The organism is Acidovorax sp. Root70 (assembly GCF_001428225.1).
Classification (GTDB): domain Bacteria; phylum Pseudomonadota; class Gammaproteobacteria; order Burkholderiales; family Burkholderiaceae_C; genus Acidovorax.
This window is the reverse complement of record NZ_LMHQ01000022.1, coordinates 1-17,173: the sequence shown is the minus strand read 5'-3', so window position 1 is coordinate 17,173 and position 17,173 is coordinate 1. Positions and strand designations below refer to the sequence as shown.

The window sequence follows — 17,173 nt, the reverse complement described above, 5'->3', positions numbered from 1 at the left end:
CACTACACTTATCCACAGCCGACCTTCACAGGTTGGCCATTAGCCCTGGCTCAAAATTCAATCGGCACGGTGGCTCAATTTTGAATCGGCGCCAACACCACTGCTCATCCTGAGCACCAAGCTCACCAGAACGTTGTTTTAGATAGAAGCCGCGATCATCAGGGCCGCATTTCTTCCGCCTCCAGCCTCTGGTGAGGCAGCCCAGCCCAACGTTCACTGCTTACAGTGGATTGAGCAGTGCCAGCGCCTTGCGCTTACCCAGCTTGAGCACTTCAGCAATGCGCTCCAATTGCGCTGCCCGTGGATGAACATGGCTCGTCTCCCACTTGTAGACAGATATCGAAGAAGCACCCAGCAACTGAGCCATCTGCTTCTGCGTAATACCGAGTGCTGCGCGTTTGTCGATCAAGACCTGAGCATCGAACGGGATCTGCTTTGACTTCTTGGGAGTGACGTCTTCAGTCACTGCCTTGGCTTTGGGCGCATCCGTTGCTTTTACCTGCCGTTGGGTGGCCTTGAGCTGCGAAGTGAGGCTTTTGACTTCCCGCTTCAACGCTGCGATCTCCGAACGGTGGCCAGTGATCGCCTTGCGCATCCCCTGCAGTTCAGGTTTGAGCTCCTTGCGCGCCATGCGAACAACTTCAGCGCGAAAGGCATTGGAAAACGTATTCATAGGCCCAATGGTAACTTTGACGTCTTATCGCTCGCTTAGGGGCAGACGCACCGTCGTGTCGCACTCCTTCTTCGTCCCCCAAAAAACAAAACCGCCAAAGGCCTGAGCCCATGGCGGTTTGTTTCGGTGGCCACCGAGAAAGCTTGACTTATTTCCCAGCCTTGTCCGCCTTGCGCTTCGCAGCCTTGGGATCCACCACAGCCTTGAACTTGGCACCCGCCACAAACTTCGGCACCGTGCTCGCTGGGATCTTCAGTGCTGCACCGGTCGATGGGTTCTTGCCCGTTCGTGCTGCACGCTTAGCTGACTTGAAGGTTCCAAAGCCCACGAGCTGCACGGCATCGCCTTTCTTGACGGCCGTCTGGATGGTATCGATCAGCGTTTCCAGCACCGCATTGGCTGCGGTCTTGGACAGGTCATTCTTGGAAGCCAGGATTTCAACGAGTTCTGCGCGGTTCATGGATGCTCACGTGTAGAGGTTGGAAAGGACGGATTTATAACCCCGCCGCTGACGCCACGCTTGCTGGGACTCAATCATGCAGTGCACTTCTTGGCAAAAACTCCATGCCCGTGCGTTTCACCAACTCCTGGTAACTGATCGGCCGCCCCACCATCTCCCCCTCGCGGTTCTCTTGCCAATGCGCCCAGGCCTTGTTGGTCGTTGCGTCATACACGAGCTTGTACAGATAGGTCGGCACCTTCACCCCATTAGCCCCAATGCGTGGCCCCGCATCCGTGAACGCTGGTCCGGTGATCACAAACACATCTCCCTTGGCCCGCTTCACATAGTGCCGCGTGTCCTGCTCGATCTTGTTCCAGGCACCCCCGTTGTGCTGGGCATTCTGGGGGACCATGTTCGCCAGACTGAAGCTCTGGGCCATGGAAGTGGGAGTGGCCATATCTCCCGCAGGCGCCATGTGCCCTCGGGAGTAGCCGGAGTTCTTGTAGTCCTCCAGCTCCGCCCGCTCACCACTGGGCAAGCGCGCATCCGCAAAGAACCGCTTCGCCCGCTTCTCATCGGCATCCTCGATGAGCCTGCGGTTCAGGCGCTGGGCCACAAACACCGGGGTCTTGGTGGTGCCTGAATGCAGCACCGCAAACGCTTCATAGCAAAGCTCGCGCAGCTGCGGCCGGGGTGTGATGGCCGGTGGCGTGCCATTCGCAAAGAACTGCGGGCACTGCGCAAAGGAGGTGGGCTCGGGCGTGAGCAGGGCTGCACTGTCGAACTGCGGAGACCGTGCCCAGGAAAGATTCGGGAGAGCAACGCTGGCAAGAGACAGGGCCAGCACAGCTGCCAGGCGCACACGGCCTGGCCAAGAGAAGAAACGATTCACAGAAGAGGCATTCGAGTCGAATTTGACGGAGCCCGATTGGAGCACCGTTCACCTCTCGCTTCTGGCCCGAATGCTCGGATCCCGCAGGGTTTTACAGCTGCTTGCAGAGATGGGGTGCACAAACAGAAAGGGCTCCCAAAGGGAGTCCTTTCTGCCTGCCCGCCCCTGCGGTTCAGTTAACACTCCCCATGGCAGCAGCACCCGCACTGTGCGAAGTGCCACCGCCATGGAAGTCCCGCAACTGCTTTAATCCAACTCAAGCAGTTGGTCTGTCAGATACGCAGGCATTCACAAGCCGCCTTGCGGGAACGCCTGCAGGTTCGTCAGTTTTGCTGAAGTCACGCTTGCCATTGGTTTTGAAGGCTCGCCTACTCCGTAGGCGTTGGCTCGGAAAGCGACAGCTATCGTGCTAACTGGGTGCCAGCGGCCCTTTTTCATCAAGCTTTGCACCCGTTGCCGATATTTCTGTGGATTTGGCGCATTCTCCTCACGCCCTTTGTGTCGCCGAGTGTTGCACCACCAACAGGCAGCAACGATGTTTTGTGCGGAATCGCGCCCTTGATCCTGGCGAGCAGTTAGATGCTCAGCCGTGCACCGAAGGTACTTTTGGAATTTAGGCATGAGTTCATTGGGCGTGAACTCAGGCAATGCAGGTTCGATCATTACCAAACCGCAGTAGAAGCAACGGCATTGTTGGATGAGCGCGGACTGGATACGGAGTTTGGCTATCTTGTTCATTTGGCAGCAGGGGTAGTGTTGAAGCTACTCCCGTTGCCGATAGCCGGACAGGTCGGGCGCCGGGGCATCGCACCACTCGGCTATGCGCCAAGTCACCCGGACGCGGCCGGGTTCGCGTTAGCCCGGACAACCAATAATTTATATCTCTGCGTCCAGTCGGCGCAAGTACCGGCTGTTGCACGCATGCGTCATGCTGACTCAACAGGTAACTCGACTTGCTGCGCCGGATCCTTCGCCCTGTGCACAAACACGTCGGTCTTGATGAAAACCTTCTTCACGTCGAAGTTGAGGTACAGGTTCTTGGCCAGCGGAATGTCCACACCCACTTGTTCGGCAAGGGCGGCCTGGTGCGTGAGACCTGGCGCCCCTGGCGCGAATACCTGCGCAAGTACCGGCTGTTGCACGCATGCGTCATGCTGACTCAACAGGTAACTCGACTTGCTGCGCCGGATCCTTCGCCCTGTGCACAAACAGCTCCACCGATGGCACCTTGATCAGCGACTCTGCCTGCTCGATAGTGCCTTGCAGCCAGGTATCCCAATCCCCCTTTTCCAGCGGCACCACCGTGCGCTTGTCCTGCTTATCGGGCGGGCGCTTGGGGTCAGTTCGGTGCATCAGGTTGAGGACAGGCACATCGTCGCAGTTCTGCGTGATCATGGTGTAGCTGTGCAGCACCTCGCCTGTGGCCGGGTCGGTCCACTCGCTCCACAGGCCCTCCAGGCCCCAGGGCTCGCCGTCGGCGCGCTCAAACTGCCAGGGTATGTGCTTGCCAGTGCCCCAGTAGGGTTCGACATACAGCTGCGCCGGGATGATGCAGCGCTGCCCCTTGCGCCAGGGGCCGCCGTAGGTCCATGACTTGGCCATACCTTCACGCCGGGCGTTGACGGTGCTCAAGCGCTTGCCGTCCTTGCCGGTGGGGATGTGTGTCTTGGAGTTCGGCGGGATCATGCCCCACTGCCCTACCACCAGCTCGCGCCCGGCTTCCCCCTTGGCCCGCAGGAACGGCCCACGGTACAGCGGGCTCATCTTGTCGCGCCACTCTTCCTCGGGCACGTCACCGAAGTGCAGCACCAGCTGCTCACGGCCCGGGACCTCGTAGTAGGTACACATGGCAACATTCTGGCAGCAGGGAGCTATACTGTAAATATGTACAGTCTTTGGAATTCCCCGCTACCGGTGCCGTACGACACGGCGGCGCAGTCGCTGGCTTTGCCCCTTTGCGGGGTGAGCGTGCGCGCGGGGTTTCCATCGCCAGCTGACGACTTCGTGGTGGAGCGGCTGGACATCATGCAGCTGCTGGTAAAGCACCCCCAGGCAACCTACTTCTGGCGCGTGCGGGGTGACTCGATGCGAGACGCTGGCATTGAGGACGGCAGCATCATCGCGGTGGACCGGGCGATCAAGCCCAAGCACAACAGCATCGTCGTGGCCATTGTGGACGGCGAATGCACCGTGAAGTATCTGCACCAGCGCGCCGGCCGGATCAAGCTGCGGGCGGCCAACCCTACCTATCCCGACATCATTCCCCGAGAAAGTCAGACCATTGAGGTGTGGGGCGTGGTGAGCGGGTGCGTGAAGCTGTTTCTTACCTGATCTGATGGACGGAGGCCAGCATGTACGCGCTGGTGGATGGCAACAATTTTTACGTGAGCTGTGAGCGGGTGTTCCGCCCCAGCCTCAACGGCCGCCCGGTGGTGGTGTTGAGCAACAACGATGGCTGCGCGATTGCCCGCAGCAATGAGGCCAAGGCCCTGGGCATCAAGATGGGGGCGCCGTGGTTCCAGATCCGGCACATGGAAGAGACCCACGGCCTGGTGGCCTTGAGCGCCAACTTCACCCTGTACGGCGACATGAGCAACCGGATGATGAGCCTGGCGGCGGGTCTGGGGCCTTCACAAGAGATCTACAGCATCGATGAGTCGTTCATCGGCCTGCAGGGCATGCGCGGCGACCTGACCACCCGCAGCCACGCCATCCGTGCGCGCATCCACCAATGGGCGGGCATTCCTTGCGGTATCGGTATTGGTCACACCAAGACGCTGGCGAAGCTGGCCAACCACATCGCCAAGACGGCCGAGCGCAAACCAGGCAGCTACCCGGCCGAGCTGGCCCAGGTGTGCAACCTGACCGCCCTGTCCGCCCAGGACTTGGACGACGTGCTGGCCAGCACGTTGGTGGAAGAAGTCTGGGGCGTGGGCCGCAAGACCGGTGCGCAGTTGCATCAGTGTGGGGTGCATACGGTGCTCGACCTGGCACGGCTGGACCCAGCCATGGTGCGAAGGCGCTGGAGCGTGGTGCTGGAGCGCACCGTCCGCGAACTGCAGGGCATGCAGTGCATCGACCTGGACGATGCACCCGCGCCCAAAAAAGAGATTGCCTGCACCCGGTCATTCGGCCAGGCGGTGACCGAGCTGCCGCCGCTGGTGGAGGCCGTGAGCGAGTTCGCCAGCCGAGCGGCCGAGAAGCTGCGCAAGCAAGGCAGCCTGGCCAGCCAGTTGCTGGTGTTCTGCCACACCTCGCCGTTCCGACCCGGCCCTCGCTTCAACAAGTCGGTGGTGGTGCCACTGCGCCGGCCTACGGCTGACACGGGAAAGCTGGTGTGGGCGGCTGTAGCTGGCATGCGCCGCATGTACGAGCCTGGGTACAAGATGGCCAAGGCAGGGGTGATGCTGCTGGACCTGGTGCCGGGCAACGTGCTGCAGGGCGAGCTGGATCTGGAGGATGAAGACCGTCGCGACCGCACCCAGCTGATGGTGGCGCTGGACACGCTCAACCAGCGGTATGGCAAAGGCACCGTGCATTCAGGCGCCACGGGCGGCACCAACAAGGGCAAGGGCTGGGGGATGAAGCAGGAGAGGCGCACGCCGCAGTACACGACGCGGTGGGAGGATGTGCCGGTGGCTAGGGCCTAAGAGTGGAGGCGATACCGCGCTCGAAGTCGGCTCTGCAGCGTTCACGGTCGGTCGGCGCTGGCCGTCTTACTCACGATATCCGCCGCATGGCGGTCCTTGCGACGTGAAGCCTGCCGCCGCGTCAGCGGACCAGTCTCGAAGCATCAACTGCCCTTTGGCGACACGGCGCTCGTCGCCAGGGGACCGGCTATAAACGACATTCCAGGCGGGCCACAGAGCTCAAGCTTTGACAATTTGACGAGGGCGCATGTTTTTCTATGTCGATGAGAGCGGGCACACGGGTTCGGAATTGTTCGACGCGACCCAGCCTGTCCTGTATTACGGGGTCCTGTCGAGCGATATAAACCTCGATGTGCTGGTCGAGGAGAGGCTCACCCCCTTGCGCAAACGCCTCGGCGTGGACCGACTGCACGCGGCTCAGCTTGGAGTCGGCAGACTGGCCACCATCGCCGACGAGTTGGTGTCCATGCAGAAGAAGTTCACCTTGCGCTTTGACCTATACCGGGTGAATAAGCCGGACCACGCGGTCATCTGCTTTTACGATCAAGTCTTCGACCAAGCCATGAATCCGGCCGTCACTTGGACCAGCTATTGGACGCCGCTGCGATACATCCTTTTGCTGAAGCTCGCATCCTTGTTCGAAGAAGACGATGCACGCCTCGCTTGGTCAGCCCGTATCGACACAAACCGAGCGCGAGCCAACGAGAAGCTCATCTCGGTGTGCCAACGAATCGCGGGACGTGTCGATCAGCTTTCCGACGCGCGCTCGCGTCAGTTGATCGGCGACGGCCTGACATGGGCCGCCCAGAACCCGGATGCGATTGGCTACAACGTGGATCATGCCGACGACATCAAGCAGATCAGCCCCAACATCATCGGGTTTCAGTCGGTCATGCACGGCATTGCAAGGCGAATCGTGCAGCGCGGCAAGCGAGCGTCGAGAATTGTCGTGGACCGGCAGTCCGAGTTCAACAAGGCGCAGAAAACCCTCTCGGAGTTTTTCGCCGCCGCGTCGGGCATGGAAGGCGCAACTGGCCCCGGCATGCCCAAGATCAGCTTCGCGGGGATGCCCAAAACCCCCATCGAATTCGCAGCCGGCACCGACAGCGCGGGGCTTGAGCTTGTCGATGTCTACCTGTGGATTTTCAAGAGGCTCATCGACGGCAAGGACATGGCCGCGGAGCTGATGCCGCTGGTCTACGCCCAGCGACATCGCGGCAACACCGATGAAGTATCCCTGCGAGCCATTGAGGCCAGGTGGGAACGGCATTTCGCCAACATGCCCCCGCTTGAAGACATGCCGCCGGAGCAACTCGAGGCGGCGAGAGAAATCATGGACAAGGAAGAGGCACGCCGGCAACAAGCCCTCCAAGGCCATTTGGCATCGCCTTGAGCTGCGCGCCAAGGGGCCTAAGGCACCGGTTGTAGTGACAGGCGGTTGCCACTCCAGCGCGAGCCCGAGAAGCCGCAGCGTAACAACTGCGCGGCATCGAACTGGGCAACGGCCACATCAAACGTCAACCGGTATGGCGGGCAAGAAGCCCGTAGCGTCCGTCGCCGACCAGACCGGTGAAGACCTCGATGTACGCCAGGTCCTCGATCGCAGCCGGCGGGTCAGAGTTTTCGATGACGATGACCTGCAGCTTCTCCTCCAGGCTGGCGAGATGCTTGTAGAACTTCTCGGCGAGGCTTGTCGCCTTCAGCGCCTTCTCGTCGTCCGACAGATCGCCGTGCTTTGACTTCAGCGGCTCACGGTACGTCAGCAGCGGGGTGTCGAGCACCAGGAAGCCGGGATGCGGTAGGCCCTTGTCAATGCAGTGCACGGCGACTGCCACGTTGAAGGCCGCATGTAGCACGGCGCGGACACCCTTGCCGTTGGCGTCCCTGGCCTTGCCGGCGACGGTGATGTCGTTGGCCTTTGCGTCGAACTGGATCTTGTCCGCATCCGGGAAGCCCCACTCGGTCAGGACCGCTTTGACGGTCTCGCCGAACTCGAAGAGCACCGTGGATTCAGGGCCAACGGGAAGAGGGTCGCGCTCGCTTTTCGTGGATGCCGCGGCGATCTCTGCTCGGCGGTTGGCCAACTTTTCACGCCGCAGGTGCAGGTCGATCAGCTTGCACAGTTCAGCGCGCTGGGCGTTGTAGTTCTCGAAGCTGCTCCGCAGCGACGCTTCCGTGGGGCGTAGGTCCAGGGCGCGCTGATCGAATTCTTCAATCTGGTCCTCGAGTGACGCGATGGAGGTCGTGAGCGCCAATGCCTCGGCGTGCAGCGAATCGACGACGTGAGCCAGTTCGCGCTGTTCACGCTCGATCTTGCGCGCTTCGGCTGCCGCGGCCGTATGCGCCATCGAAATCTCTGTGGCGGCGTGCTGGTGCTTCTGCGCGCCGGGCGGGGCGCCGCAAACCGGGCAATCACGGCCGGCCATGGCGGCCAGCAGGCTGCCGCCCTCCTCGATGGAATGCAGCCGGTCCAAGTCGGAGTTGTAGACCGCCTGCAGCTTGGCGAAGCGTTCCAGGGTGATGTCGAGTTCTGCAGCTCGTGCGGTGAGTTCCTGGCGGCGGTCAACCGCGGCACGCCGCTCGGCGGCGTTGTCATCCAGCATGGTCTGCACGGCCCGCAGCTCGGCGGTGGTCGTTGCGCCACTGGCGTCCAGTTCCGCGAGCTGTGCGTCCACCTGCGTCCGGTCTGCCGGGGCGTCGCCCAGTTCCTTGTCGAGCTGCGCCAGCATCTCGTCGACGAGCTCCAGTTTGGCCGCCTTGGCGGCAATCCGCGCGGGCTCGGTGGGGACTGTCACGGTGGCCGCGTCGTCCTGACCGGTGAGGAGCAGCTTGAACAGGTTTTGATCGAGGGTGCGCTCCGTATAGCTGTTCGACACGTAGGCGGGGCTTCGCTTGGACATGATGTCCTCCTCCCCAACCACGGCGAACTTCGCCAGTACGCGGAAGGCCAGCTGTTCCTTCTCACCGCTGGCATTGCGCACAATCCACCGGTCCTGCAGGCCCAAAGTCTCGAGGATCCGGTAGGAGACAGAGTCGGTTGCCTTCGCGCTGTGCTTCCCTGACAACACCTCTCCCTTGCCGGTCGGGTGGGAGGTGATGAGACCCGGGAAGAGCTTGAGGTTTCCACCCTTGGTCGGGCGATACAGGGTGAACTCGCCCTGGTCGCCAAGGGTCAGGCCGAGCCAGACTGCGTCGTAGGCCTTGATTTCATCGGTCTTTGGAAGCTTGGAAACCGCGCCGAGCATGAAGAGCACCGCTTCCGATGCGAACGACTTGCCGGTGTTGGACGCGCCGTAGATGATGTTCAGGCCGTCGACGAATTCAAGTTTGGCAGGCTCAATGTTGGGCCCGGTGAAGGCCAGGTGGCGCAGCCGGATACCGTTCATGCGCGTGCTCCCGCAAACGTCTCTTCAACGCGGAAGTCGGCGGTCCACCGCCCGATTCGCTTTTCCATCTGCTCGCGCATCTCTGCGGCCGGCTTGTTGGCAAAGCGCTCGGCCATCCACTGGGCGCGCTCCTTGAGCGCGACGGAATACGATGCCTGCAGCAGGTCGAGGTAGATCGGGGCGTCGTCGCTCGCACCGAAGGTGATGCCGTCTTCAGTCTCGAAGACGTCGACGAGGTGCAGCTGCTGCATCAGCCGAAGGCTTTTCTCTACCAGCGGACGCCTCACCACGAGCTCGGCCGCGCGGTTGGGCAGATCCGGGTGCAGGCTGCTCGGGGCATCTGGGTCGTCGAGATCCCCGGTGTGAACGACCAGGTGGTCGAGCCAGGTCATCTCCAGCAGGTCGCAACGCCGCGGATGGAAGGCTTCCAGCACGACCAGCGCGCGGATGCCTGTTTCGAGCGTGCTATTGAAGGGGTGCGTGCTGGGCGCCGGCCTGTCTACCGATCCCATGGCATGACCCCCTCGTTGGCAAGCAGGTGGCAGGTGCCCTGCTTGACCTGCGGCCCGGCATGCCGGCCCAGCACGCCGGAAGCTTGCAGCAGGGCGGCCTGCTGCATGACCTTGTTCAGGCGGGCGAACTTGTTGGTGTGATCGGCGTCGTGGACGTCGACAACGCCGTGGTGGACCTCGTCGCGGAAGGTCTGGACGAACTCCTCCGGCGTCGAGTCACGGTAGAAGCGGTCGAACGCCGTGGCGTCGAAGAAGCGGGTGCGCTGGATCTTGAGATGCGGCCCCACATCGGGGCAGGCCAGCGCGGCATCGGGATCGGGGTAGGTACCCGGCCCCCGCTCCTCGTACACCTTCAGCAGTTGGCCGAGGTAGGCCGATTCGCTGGCGTGGATCGCAGCGGGCACGACGCCCCTGGGGCTCTGGCCGGGGTCGGCATCAAACCATTTGACCAGCGCCGGCATGCATGCCGGATCCTTGGCCAGCAGCCTAGCGTCGAGCCAGTGGACGTTCGCGAAATCGAAAGCCCTGATCTTGGCCTCGATCTCCGGCGTCAGCTTTACCGTCGCGTTCTCCACCAGGTCACCCGCGATGTACGTGTCCCAGCGATCCAGGAACGCCTGCTTCAGCCGGTCCGGGTGCGCGACGAACTCGCGTACCTTGCGCACGACGCCCAGGGGCGCCACGAAGGTGTAGGCCCGCGGCAGCGCGTACGCGCCTGCCGCCGAGTGCATGAAGATCTTGCCCAGCTCTACGAACAGCGCCTTCTCGGACAGCGGCTTGCTAAGCTGCTTGCACTGGAAGTTGTCCCATGGCCCGTCCATCCGACGGTCGGTGACGTAGCCCGTGACATCGCGGCCCAGGTCGCCCGTGCCGCTCCACCGGTCGTGCGAGTGGTAGTCCTTGCAACGCTGGTGCAACCAGTCGTCGACGAAGTCCTCGAGCTCCGCCGCGGTCAGCACGGAGATCAATCCGGGGTAGTTCTTGTGCAATGGGGCTCCTCCCAGGTCCGATCTTAGATGGGGCGTCGATACCTGGCGGGCCAATGATAGCGACGCCTGAAGCTGTCCACGGTGTCAGCGCGGCGCCGGGCCCCGGCCGTAGACCAGCGCGTCGCGAATCTCGACGTCAAGGCCGGCGACCAAGCGCACTGGCGCTTCGGTGGTCAGGTCGGATCGGCTGTTGACGACCGCCAGACCGATGGTGCTGCACTCAAGGCACAGGGCGACGGTCATCCAGAATCGGCCGACCGCCGCACCCTATCGAGTACCCGGTCTCCGATGCGCAGCGGTCATACGAACCGCTGCACATCGAATGTCGGGTGACGAACGCGGCGGTCGCTCGGACCGTCTGCCGTGAATGACTCTGACCAGCCTGAAGCTGCCACACCGGAGGTCGGTGCTATCGAGATGTCGCACATTTCGCAGGCCCAGGGTTGGCCAAGCACATGGGCGCGCTCCAGATGGCGAAAGCTCAGCTGTGCCTGGCCTGCGTTGTCAGCAGTCTTGGCTGCCTGCAGTTCAGCATCCACGGCGGGGCGGATTCTTGTTCCAAACGTTGTCATGCTCAGGCCTTGTTTGACACGCCGCGCAGCAGGCGCAGGCCGTTGATCACCACCAGAAGGCTGGCCCCCATGTCGGCGAAGACAGCCATCCACATGGACGCGCTTCCGAACACGGCGAGGACCAGGAACAAGGCCTTGATGCCCAGGGCGAACACGATGTTCTGCAAAAGGATGTTGCGTGTGCGCCGAGAGAGCCTTATGACCTCGGGGATGCGTCGCAGATCGTCATTCATGATGACGATGTCTGCGGCTTCCATGGCCGTGTCCGTGCCCGCGGCGCCCATGGCAATGCCGATGTCGGAACGTGCAAGCGCCGGGGCATCGTTGATCCCGTCCCCAGTCATCGCGGTGCGACCGTGTTCAGCCTGCATTTTCTCGATGGCAGACAGCTTGTCCTCGGGTAGCAGATTTCCTTGCGCCTTGTCGATGCCCGCCTGCTTAGCAATGGCCTGCGCCGTCGACACGTTGTCACCTGTGAGCATGACCGACGCGACGCCGAGCTCGTGCAACTGCTCTATGGCCTCGCGCGAGCTGTCCTTGATTGTGTCAGCCACAGCAAAGATGGCAAGAACCTCCCGTTCATCCGCCAGAAGGGTGACCGTGCGCCCCTTGGCTTCGTGGCTGGCGAGCAGTTCCTCTATCGCTGGTGAGCACAGTCCCCGCTCTTCGATAAGGCGGTGATTCCCCAGCACCAGCGTCTGTCCTTGAAGTTGGGCTTCTATGCCCCTGCCGGCAAGCGCCTTGAAACCGCTCACACCGCCCTCTCCGGCATCCAGGCCCTGTGCGATGGCCTTCGATACAGGGTGATCCGAATGTCCTGCGAGATCCGCCGCCCATCGAAGCACAACAGCTTCAGGCTGCTGGGATGCAAGAACGGCCTTCTCCACGAGCTTCGGCTTGCCTTCCGTGATCGTCCCGGTCTTGTCCAGCGCGATGGCCTTGAGCTTGTGTGCATCTTCGAGGTACACCCCACCCTTGATTAGGATCCCGCGGCGAGCCGCCGATGCGAGCCCGCTGACCACCGTGACAGGGGTTGCAATCACCAGGGCGCAGGGGCATGCGATGACCAGCAAGACCAGCGCCTTGTACAGCGCCTGCATCCATGTGAAGTCCAGGAACACAGGGGTCAGGACTGCGACCAGGACAGCGATGATGAACACCGCTGGCGTATAGATGGCCGCAAACCGATCAACGAATTGTTGTGTCGGAGCCCGCGAGCCCTGGGCTTGCTCGACCGACTGGATGATGCGGGCCAAGGTTGTATTGCTTGCTGCGGCCGTCACCGTGATTTCAATGGTGCCGGTCTCGTTGATCGTGCCTGCGAATACGGGGTCGCCCTGCACCTTGTCCACCGGGATACTCTCTCCCGTAACCGGTGCCTGGTTGACAGCGCTGGTACCGCTGGCCACGGTCCCGTCGAGCGGTATACGCGCACCAGGCTTCACGCGAACGATCGTGTCTATTTGCACATCCGCCGCCGGCGTCATCGTCCAGCTTCCGTCGGGCTGGCGGACTTCAGCGGTATCTGGCGTGAGGTCGAGCAGGCTCTTGATCGCATTTCTAGCCCGGTCGACTGCCCGTCCTTCAATCAGCTCGGCGATAGCGTACAAGGCCATCACCATGGCAGCCTCTGGCCACTGACCAATGAGGAAGGCCCCGGTCACGGCGACGGTCATCAGGGCATTGATGTTCAGGCGCCCTTGCATGAGCGCTGCGAAGCCCTTGCGGTAGGTGGAGAAGCCTGCGAGCCAGATCGCTGCGGCCGCAACGGCCATGCCGATGCCCTTGAACACCGTGGTGTCCGGTGCGAAGAAAGACAGGGTCTCCGCAGCAATTGCCAGCGCAAGTGCCAGCACCATCCGCCAAAGTCCTTCTGCCGTATTGCCGTGGTCATCGCTATCAGCCCCACCTTGGGTAGGCGCCGCAGGCTCCGGATTGAAGCCCGCCTTGCGGATTGCAGCCACAGCCTCAGGGATCACGTCCTCAGGCGCGTCGATCGTCAGAGTGCGCGCACCCAACTGGAAGCCCAGCCCTCGCACACCCGATATGGGCTCCAGCGCGCGCCGGATTTCGCTCTCTTCAGCGGCACAGTCCATCGTTGAGATTCGGAACACGGTCCCCTTCGATACGAAACCCGCAGGGGGAGCGGGTGCTGGCGCCGATGCCTTCGCGTCTGCAGCGCAGCAGGCGTCTGCAGCATGGTCGTTGTAGGCGTTCTCTTTCGAATTCATGGTGTTGGTTCCTTGGTGTAATGTGATTGGAAACCTTCAAGTAACTTCAGAGTCAAGCGCTGCGATGTGTTGACTGCGGCGCCAACCCGGGCGGGTGGAAATCTGCATGGCGGCTTCTACTTTTTGGCCTTCACGACCTCCTGGGAAACCAGGTCTGCCAGCTGCTTTGCTCCGAAACTGGGAAGCGCGCGACCATTGACAAAGAAGGTCGGCGTCTTGTTGACCTGGAGCGCGGTGAGATCCTGCACATCCTGCTGGATGACAGCATCCATCGTTGGGGCAGCCATATCCGCCTGCGCGCGTTGCAGGTCCAAACCAGCTTGCGCTGCCGCCCTAGAGGCCAGCTCCAGGCGAGGGGAGCCGTGGTCTGCCCAGCTTGGCTGCGTGTCGAGCAAGGACTCAAGCACGGGAACGAATCGATCTTGCTTGCGCGCGGCTTCCAGCAGCTTGACCACCTGATCTGCGCCCCTGTGAAAGGGGGCGTACCTGATCACCAACCGAACATCGGAGGGGTATTGCCGCATCAGGTCTTTGACGATGGGATAGAAGGCGCGGCACGTCTCGCACGCGGGATCAAAGAACTCCACGATGGTGACCGGCGCTTCGCGAGGACCCAGGACCGGTGAGTGCATCCGCACAAGGTGCTCGGACTGGCTGATGGCGATTGCTTGCTGATCCAACTGTGCGTTGCGCTGGTATACGTATGCACCAACAGCGAAGGCACCTGCTGAAACGATCAGCACAAGGGCGACGATTGCTTTTCTAGAGATCATGACGGGTTCCGCGCAGGTAGACGAAGAGGAGCGCTGCTATGGCAGCGAAGGATGCAAACGAGAGCCAAGGCAGCTCCAGACCCCAAAAGATGCTGAGCTTCTGGTTGGCGCAAGACACTCCTGCGGAGCATGGGATCCACGCCTGAGGAACCAGCCCTGCCACCAGGAGGCTGTGATAGCCAGCGATCACCAAGCCAGTGAGTGCCATCGGCAACGCGTAGACAGCTCCTCGGCGGTCTTCTGCGTACAGTGACATGCCAAGGACCAGAGCGATGGGGAACATGGCGATGCGCTGGTACCAGCACAGCACGCACGGTGTCATGCCCATGACTTCGCCGATGAACACGGCACTGCCGGTAGCCACGATCGAGACCAGCCAGGCGCACAGGAGTGGTAGCCAAGGCCTGCTCATGGGCACCAGCCCTGCGTGCGAGATTTGAAAGCGCGCGCCCGTGTGGTGCTACGCGCCCATGAGATCAGTAGGCCGCACGAAACGTCGGCAAAGACCATGGGAACTCCCTGAAACGAACGGACAGGCCAGCTACAGCACGGCGGGCTGGCTCGCGAGTTGGCAGCGGTTTCGGTGAGGAACCGATGCCCTGGTCAGGCCAGGGCGCGCCACTGCGGGCGTTCAGGGCGGAGAGGCGCGGGAGGAGGTTTCAGTGCAAACGCGATTGCACCAAAAAATTCATGGACCGCCGCGATAGCGGCAATGAGGCTGGGTTGTGGTGCGGCCGGGTTGTGCGAATGACAGACGCCGCAGTCCAGGTCGGCCCCGGAGGCATCCGTTTGCTGCGAAGAATCGAGAGCGATCTCGTACACCGGACCCACGTCAAAAGGGTTCTCCTGCGATTGCAAGATCTCAAGACCATGCACGCCGGCAATATGCGCGGCACCGCGTGCATCTTTGTGCGCGTAAGGAGCCACTGCAGCCCAGCACAGTTGCAAAGGCAACAGTGCGATGAGCAGAGCGAGCAGTTTGGAACGCATTCGAAAATTGTAGTGGCCCCGCCTGGGAACCACCACTGCGAATGGCTGTGCCCCATGCAAAACATGGGAAGAATCGGCCCTACGAAGATGCCCGGATAACGCCAAGTTTTCGCGCAGATTACATCTCTGCAAGGTAGGCCCATGTCAGGCGAAATTTGTTGACCTTGAAGCCACTACAAGCTTTCAAATAGCCCCATCACGACATGCACAGGAGGATGTGATGGGTTTCTTCAACAAGCTTTTCAGTGGACACCACGGCGGTGGCCGCGGCCATCATGGCGGACATTACCGAGACAGTGACCACAATCGCAGCTATGGCAACGGATACAACACCCCGCGACCAGCAAACCTCGTCGCGTGCGCGAGCTGCGGCTGCGCGAACCAGCCAGGGGCAAGGTTTTGCCAACAGTGTGGAACCAGTATGGTCGCAACGCAGTGCACCAAGTGCTCTACGGTAATCGCACCCAGTGCACGATTTTGCGGGTCCTGCGGTCAGGCCAGAGGGTGACCGAAATCTACGTGCCGGCATGCCGAGCACTCGATTCGGGCGTGGGGTGCTCACACAGTGCCACGGGTGACGGCATCCGGGTCAGGACGTCGGTCAGGCCGCAACACATCTACACGATGCAAGGGGAGCAGCGTGCCATTGGAGTTTCTTCGAGAGATCGAAACTGGCACCTTGCCAAAGCAGGTAACGAAGACTGGGGACATCGACCTGCTTCGTCTGCTCTCCGCAGCGGGGATGGTTGAAGCAGACCTACCAGACGTAGCAGGCTCGGGCACGGCGACGGTTCGCCGGATCACTGGTCTTGGTCGTGCATGGCTCGCCGCGAACAGGAGCAGTGCAGCAACTTCGGCGTCTTCGTCGGGCCCCCTGGCTTGAGTCCAATGCGCATCAACGTGCCTGCTTGGTTCCTGGGTGCTGCGAACACATGACGAACTTGTAATCTCTCGGTGCGCAACTTGTCGGCATGCGGTCAGCAGACTGTCACATGTGCAATGTAGAGCGTCCAACGGTTGGTGCGGTCTGCAGTGCACGTTGATTCCAACCAAGGAGATATCTCATGGCAGTCCGTACCGTACTCACCGCTCTCTCTTTCGTAGCCCTTGCAGCCCCGGCAATGGCAAGCAGCGTCATCCACTCTGCGCCGACAGAACTGGGCTACACCACCCATCCAGAACATGCCGAGGTTGGCAAGTCGCGCGAACAGGTTCTCGCCGAAATGGACCAGTCCAAGAAAGACGGCACGTGGCAGTACCACCGCTTCGGTGCACCAGTTCCGGTGAAAGGCAAGGCCATAACCCGCGAAGAAGTGCTGGCTGACCTGGAGCGCTCTCAGAAGCACCCAAGCTGGGCGGCACGCCGCGTTGGTGCACCAGTCCCGGCCGTTCCCGCCCCCTGATCCCAACTGCGTTGATTGCACGTCAAACCCTCGATGTCGGGGTTTGGCTGGCAGCAATGAGTCTTGACTCTGGACCTATGCAAAGGTCTTCACCAGTACAAGGCCAATCTCGGTCTTGCCATTGGTACTGGCTGCGGTCGTGCGGCCTCCGTGCATGCGCGCAATCGCCGAGGTGATGGCCAAACCTAGTCCATGGTTCTTCTGCCCATGCTCACGGGAAGCAGAGGCGCGGAAGAACCGATCAAATATACGTCCCAGGATCTCAGGCGAGACCATTTCGCCTTGGTTCGCGACGACCAAGCTCACCTCTGTGTCTGACACGATGACTATGTTCACTTCGATGGCAGTGCCCCGTTTCGCGTATTGGGTTGCGTTCCCGATCAGGTTGGACACGGCGCGCCGAAGTAGCGGTTCATCGAAATGGCCGGAGCTATCGCCTGAGACCTTCAGTCGCAAATCAGCATCCGCCAGTGCGGCCTCATGGTAATCAGCCACTCGTTCGACGATTGCCGCAAGGCTTGGGACAAATGAACGTCTTGCAGTGGCGCCCCTGTCTTGTTGGCGCCGATTCAAAATTGAGCCACCGTGCCGATTGAATTTTGAGCCAGGGCTAATGGCCAACCTGTGAAGGTCGGCTGTGGATAAGTGTAGTGCCTTGGG

At 61.5% G+C, this 17,173-nt stretch carries 20 protein-coding genes and 1 pseudogene; 5 read left to right on the top strand and 16 right to left on the bottom strand.

Annotation, left to right across the window (positions count from 1 at the left end; genetic code table 11):
• Positions 1-220: 220 nt before the first annotated feature.
• From ASD94_RS11625 to ASD94_RS11605, 6 genes and pseudogenes are all read right to left on the bottom strand, one after another.
• Positions 221-673: a helix-turn-helix domain-containing protein gene (locus ASD94_RS11625; RefSeq protein WP_056642979.1), complete on the bottom strand. Its 453-nt coding sequence runs from the start codon at positions 671-673 to the stop codon at positions 221-223.
• A gap of 148 nt (positions 674-821) precedes the next feature.
• Positions 822-1,133 (bottom strand): HU family DNA-binding protein, encoded by a 312-nt coding sequence (locus ASD94_RS11620; protein ID WP_056057356.1) that lies wholly within the window; start codon positions 1,131-1,133, stop codon positions 822-824.
• Between the two features lie 70 nt (positions 1,134-1,203).
• Positions 1,204-1,977, bottom strand: coding sequence for a DNA/RNA non-specific endonuclease (locus ASD94_RS11615; RefSeq protein WP_056642976.1), 774 nt, complete (start codon positions 1,975-1,977; stop codon positions 1,204-1,206).
• Between the two features lie 318 nt (positions 1,978-2,295).
• Entirely contained in the window at positions 2,296-2,745 is a 450-nt protein-coding gene (locus tag ASD94_RS23265) for an HNH endonuclease (protein ID WP_082576858.1), read from the bottom strand.
• Positions 2,746-2,933: 188 nt separating this feature from the next.
• A pseudogene (locus tag ASD94_RS11610) lies at positions 2,934-3,080 on the bottom strand (OmpW family outer membrane protein); the annotation flags it as partial.
• Between the two features lie 76 nt (positions 3,081-3,156).
• Positions 3,157-3,855, bottom strand: a complete 699-nt coding sequence (locus ASD94_RS11605; protein ID WP_056642972.1) for an SOS response-associated peptidase — start codon at positions 3,853-3,855, stop codon at positions 3,157-3,159.
• Between the two features lie 36 nt (positions 3,856-3,891).
• Here ASD94_RS11605 and ASD94_RS11600 point away from each other — a divergent pair, with 36 nt between their 5' ends.
• The 3 genes from ASD94_RS11600 to ASD94_RS11590 all read left to right on the top strand — a co-directional run bounded on the left by ASD94_RS11600 (position 3,892) and on the right by ASD94_RS11590 (position 7,050).
• Entirely contained in the window at positions 3,892-4,338 is a 447-nt protein-coding gene (locus tag ASD94_RS11600; protein ID WP_056642969.1) for a LexA family transcriptional regulator, read from the top strand.
• Between the two features lie 20 nt (positions 4,339-4,358).
• The gene (locus ASD94_RS11595) at positions 4,359-5,657 is read left to right on the top strand and encodes a Y-family DNA polymerase (protein ID WP_056642966.1); all 1,299 of its coding nucleotides are present in this window, start codon (positions 4,359-4,361) and stop codon (positions 5,655-5,657) included.
• 247 nt (positions 5,658-5,904) lie between these two features.
• Positions 5,905-7,050, top strand: coding sequence for a DUF3800 domain-containing protein (locus ASD94_RS11590; protein WP_056642961.1), 1,146 nt, complete (start codon positions 5,905-5,907; stop codon positions 7,048-7,050).
• A gap of 124 nt (positions 7,051-7,174) precedes the next feature.
• Here ASD94_RS11590 and ASD94_RS11585 read toward each other — a convergent pair whose 3' ends face one another.
• The 9 genes from ASD94_RS11585 to ASD94_RS11555 form a co-directional block, all read right to left on the bottom strand.
• Positions 7,175-9,043 carry a hypothetical protein gene (locus ASD94_RS11585; RefSeq protein WP_056642958.1) on the bottom strand — a complete coding sequence of 623 codons (1,869 nt, stop codon included), beginning with the start codon at positions 9,041-9,043 and terminating at the stop codon, positions 7,175-7,177.
• Positions 9,040-9,555 (bottom strand): ABC-three component system middle component 2, encoded by a 516-nt coding sequence (locus ASD94_RS11580; protein ID WP_056642957.1) that lies wholly within the window; start codon positions 9,553-9,555, stop codon positions 9,040-9,042. The genes ASD94_RS11585 and ASD94_RS11580 overlap by 4 nt, the downstream gene beginning before the upstream one ends.
• Positions 9,543-10,544, bottom strand: coding sequence for an ABC-three component system protein (locus ASD94_RS11575; protein WP_199737512.1), 1,002 nt, complete (start codon positions 10,542-10,544; stop codon positions 9,543-9,545). The genes ASD94_RS11580 and ASD94_RS11575 overlap by 13 nt, the downstream gene beginning before the upstream one ends.
• An 84-nt stretch (positions 10,545-10,628) precedes the next feature.
• Positions 10,629-10,787: a hypothetical protein gene (locus ASD94_RS23605; protein WP_156391413.1), complete on the bottom strand. Its 159-nt coding sequence runs from the start codon at positions 10,785-10,787 to the stop codon at positions 10,629-10,631.
• Positions 10,788-10,843: 56 nt separating this feature from the next.
• Entirely contained in the window at positions 10,844-11,116 is a 273-nt protein-coding gene (locus ASD94_RS23260) for a DUF3703 domain-containing protein (RefSeq protein WP_082576857.1), read from the bottom strand.
• A 2-nt stretch (positions 11,117-11,118) separates the two neighbouring features.
• Positions 11,119-13,347 (bottom strand): cation-translocating P-type ATPase, encoded by a 2,229-nt coding sequence (locus tag ASD94_RS11570; protein ID WP_082576856.1) that lies wholly within the window; start codon positions 13,345-13,347, stop codon positions 11,119-11,121.
• 116 nt (positions 13,348-13,463) lie between these two features.
• Entirely contained in the window at positions 13,464-14,120 is a 657-nt protein-coding gene (locus tag ASD94_RS11565) for a thioredoxin domain-containing protein (protein ID WP_056642951.1), read from the bottom strand.
• Positions 14,110-14,532 carry a disulfide bond formation protein B gene (locus ASD94_RS11560; protein WP_056642948.1) on the bottom strand — a complete coding sequence of 141 codons (423 nt, stop codon included), beginning with the start codon at positions 14,530-14,532 and terminating at the stop codon, positions 14,110-14,112. The genes ASD94_RS11565 and ASD94_RS11560 overlap by 11 nt, the downstream gene beginning before the upstream one ends.
• A gap of 191 nt (positions 14,533-14,723) precedes the next feature.
• On the bottom strand, positions 14,724-15,110 hold the full coding sequence (locus tag ASD94_RS11555) for a hypothetical protein (RefSeq protein ID WP_056642945.1): 387 nt from the start codon (positions 15,108-15,110) through the stop codon (positions 14,724-14,726).
• 220 nt (positions 15,111-15,330) lie between these two features.
• Here ASD94_RS11555 and ASD94_RS24295 point away from each other — a divergent pair, with 220 nt between their 5' ends.
• Together ASD94_RS24295 and ASD94_RS11550 are read left to right on the top strand one after the other, a co-directional pair.
• Positions 15,331-15,618, top strand: coding sequence for a zinc ribbon domain-containing protein (locus tag ASD94_RS24295; protein ID WP_082576855.1), 288 nt, complete (start codon positions 15,331-15,333; stop codon positions 15,616-15,618).
• Positions 15,619-16,174: 556 nt separating this feature from the next.
• The gene (locus ASD94_RS11550) at positions 16,175-16,513 is read left to right on the top strand and encodes a DUF4148 domain-containing protein (protein WP_082576853.1); all 339 of its coding nucleotides are present in this window, start codon (positions 16,175-16,177) and stop codon (positions 16,511-16,513) included.
• A 75-nt stretch (positions 16,514-16,588) separates the two neighbouring features.
• Here the strand turns inward: ASD94_RS11550 and ASD94_RS23245 are convergent.
• A partial coding sequence (locus ASD94_RS23245) for an ATP-binding protein (protein WP_156391412.1) occupies positions 16,589-17,173 on the bottom strand: 585 nt, incomplete at its 5' end.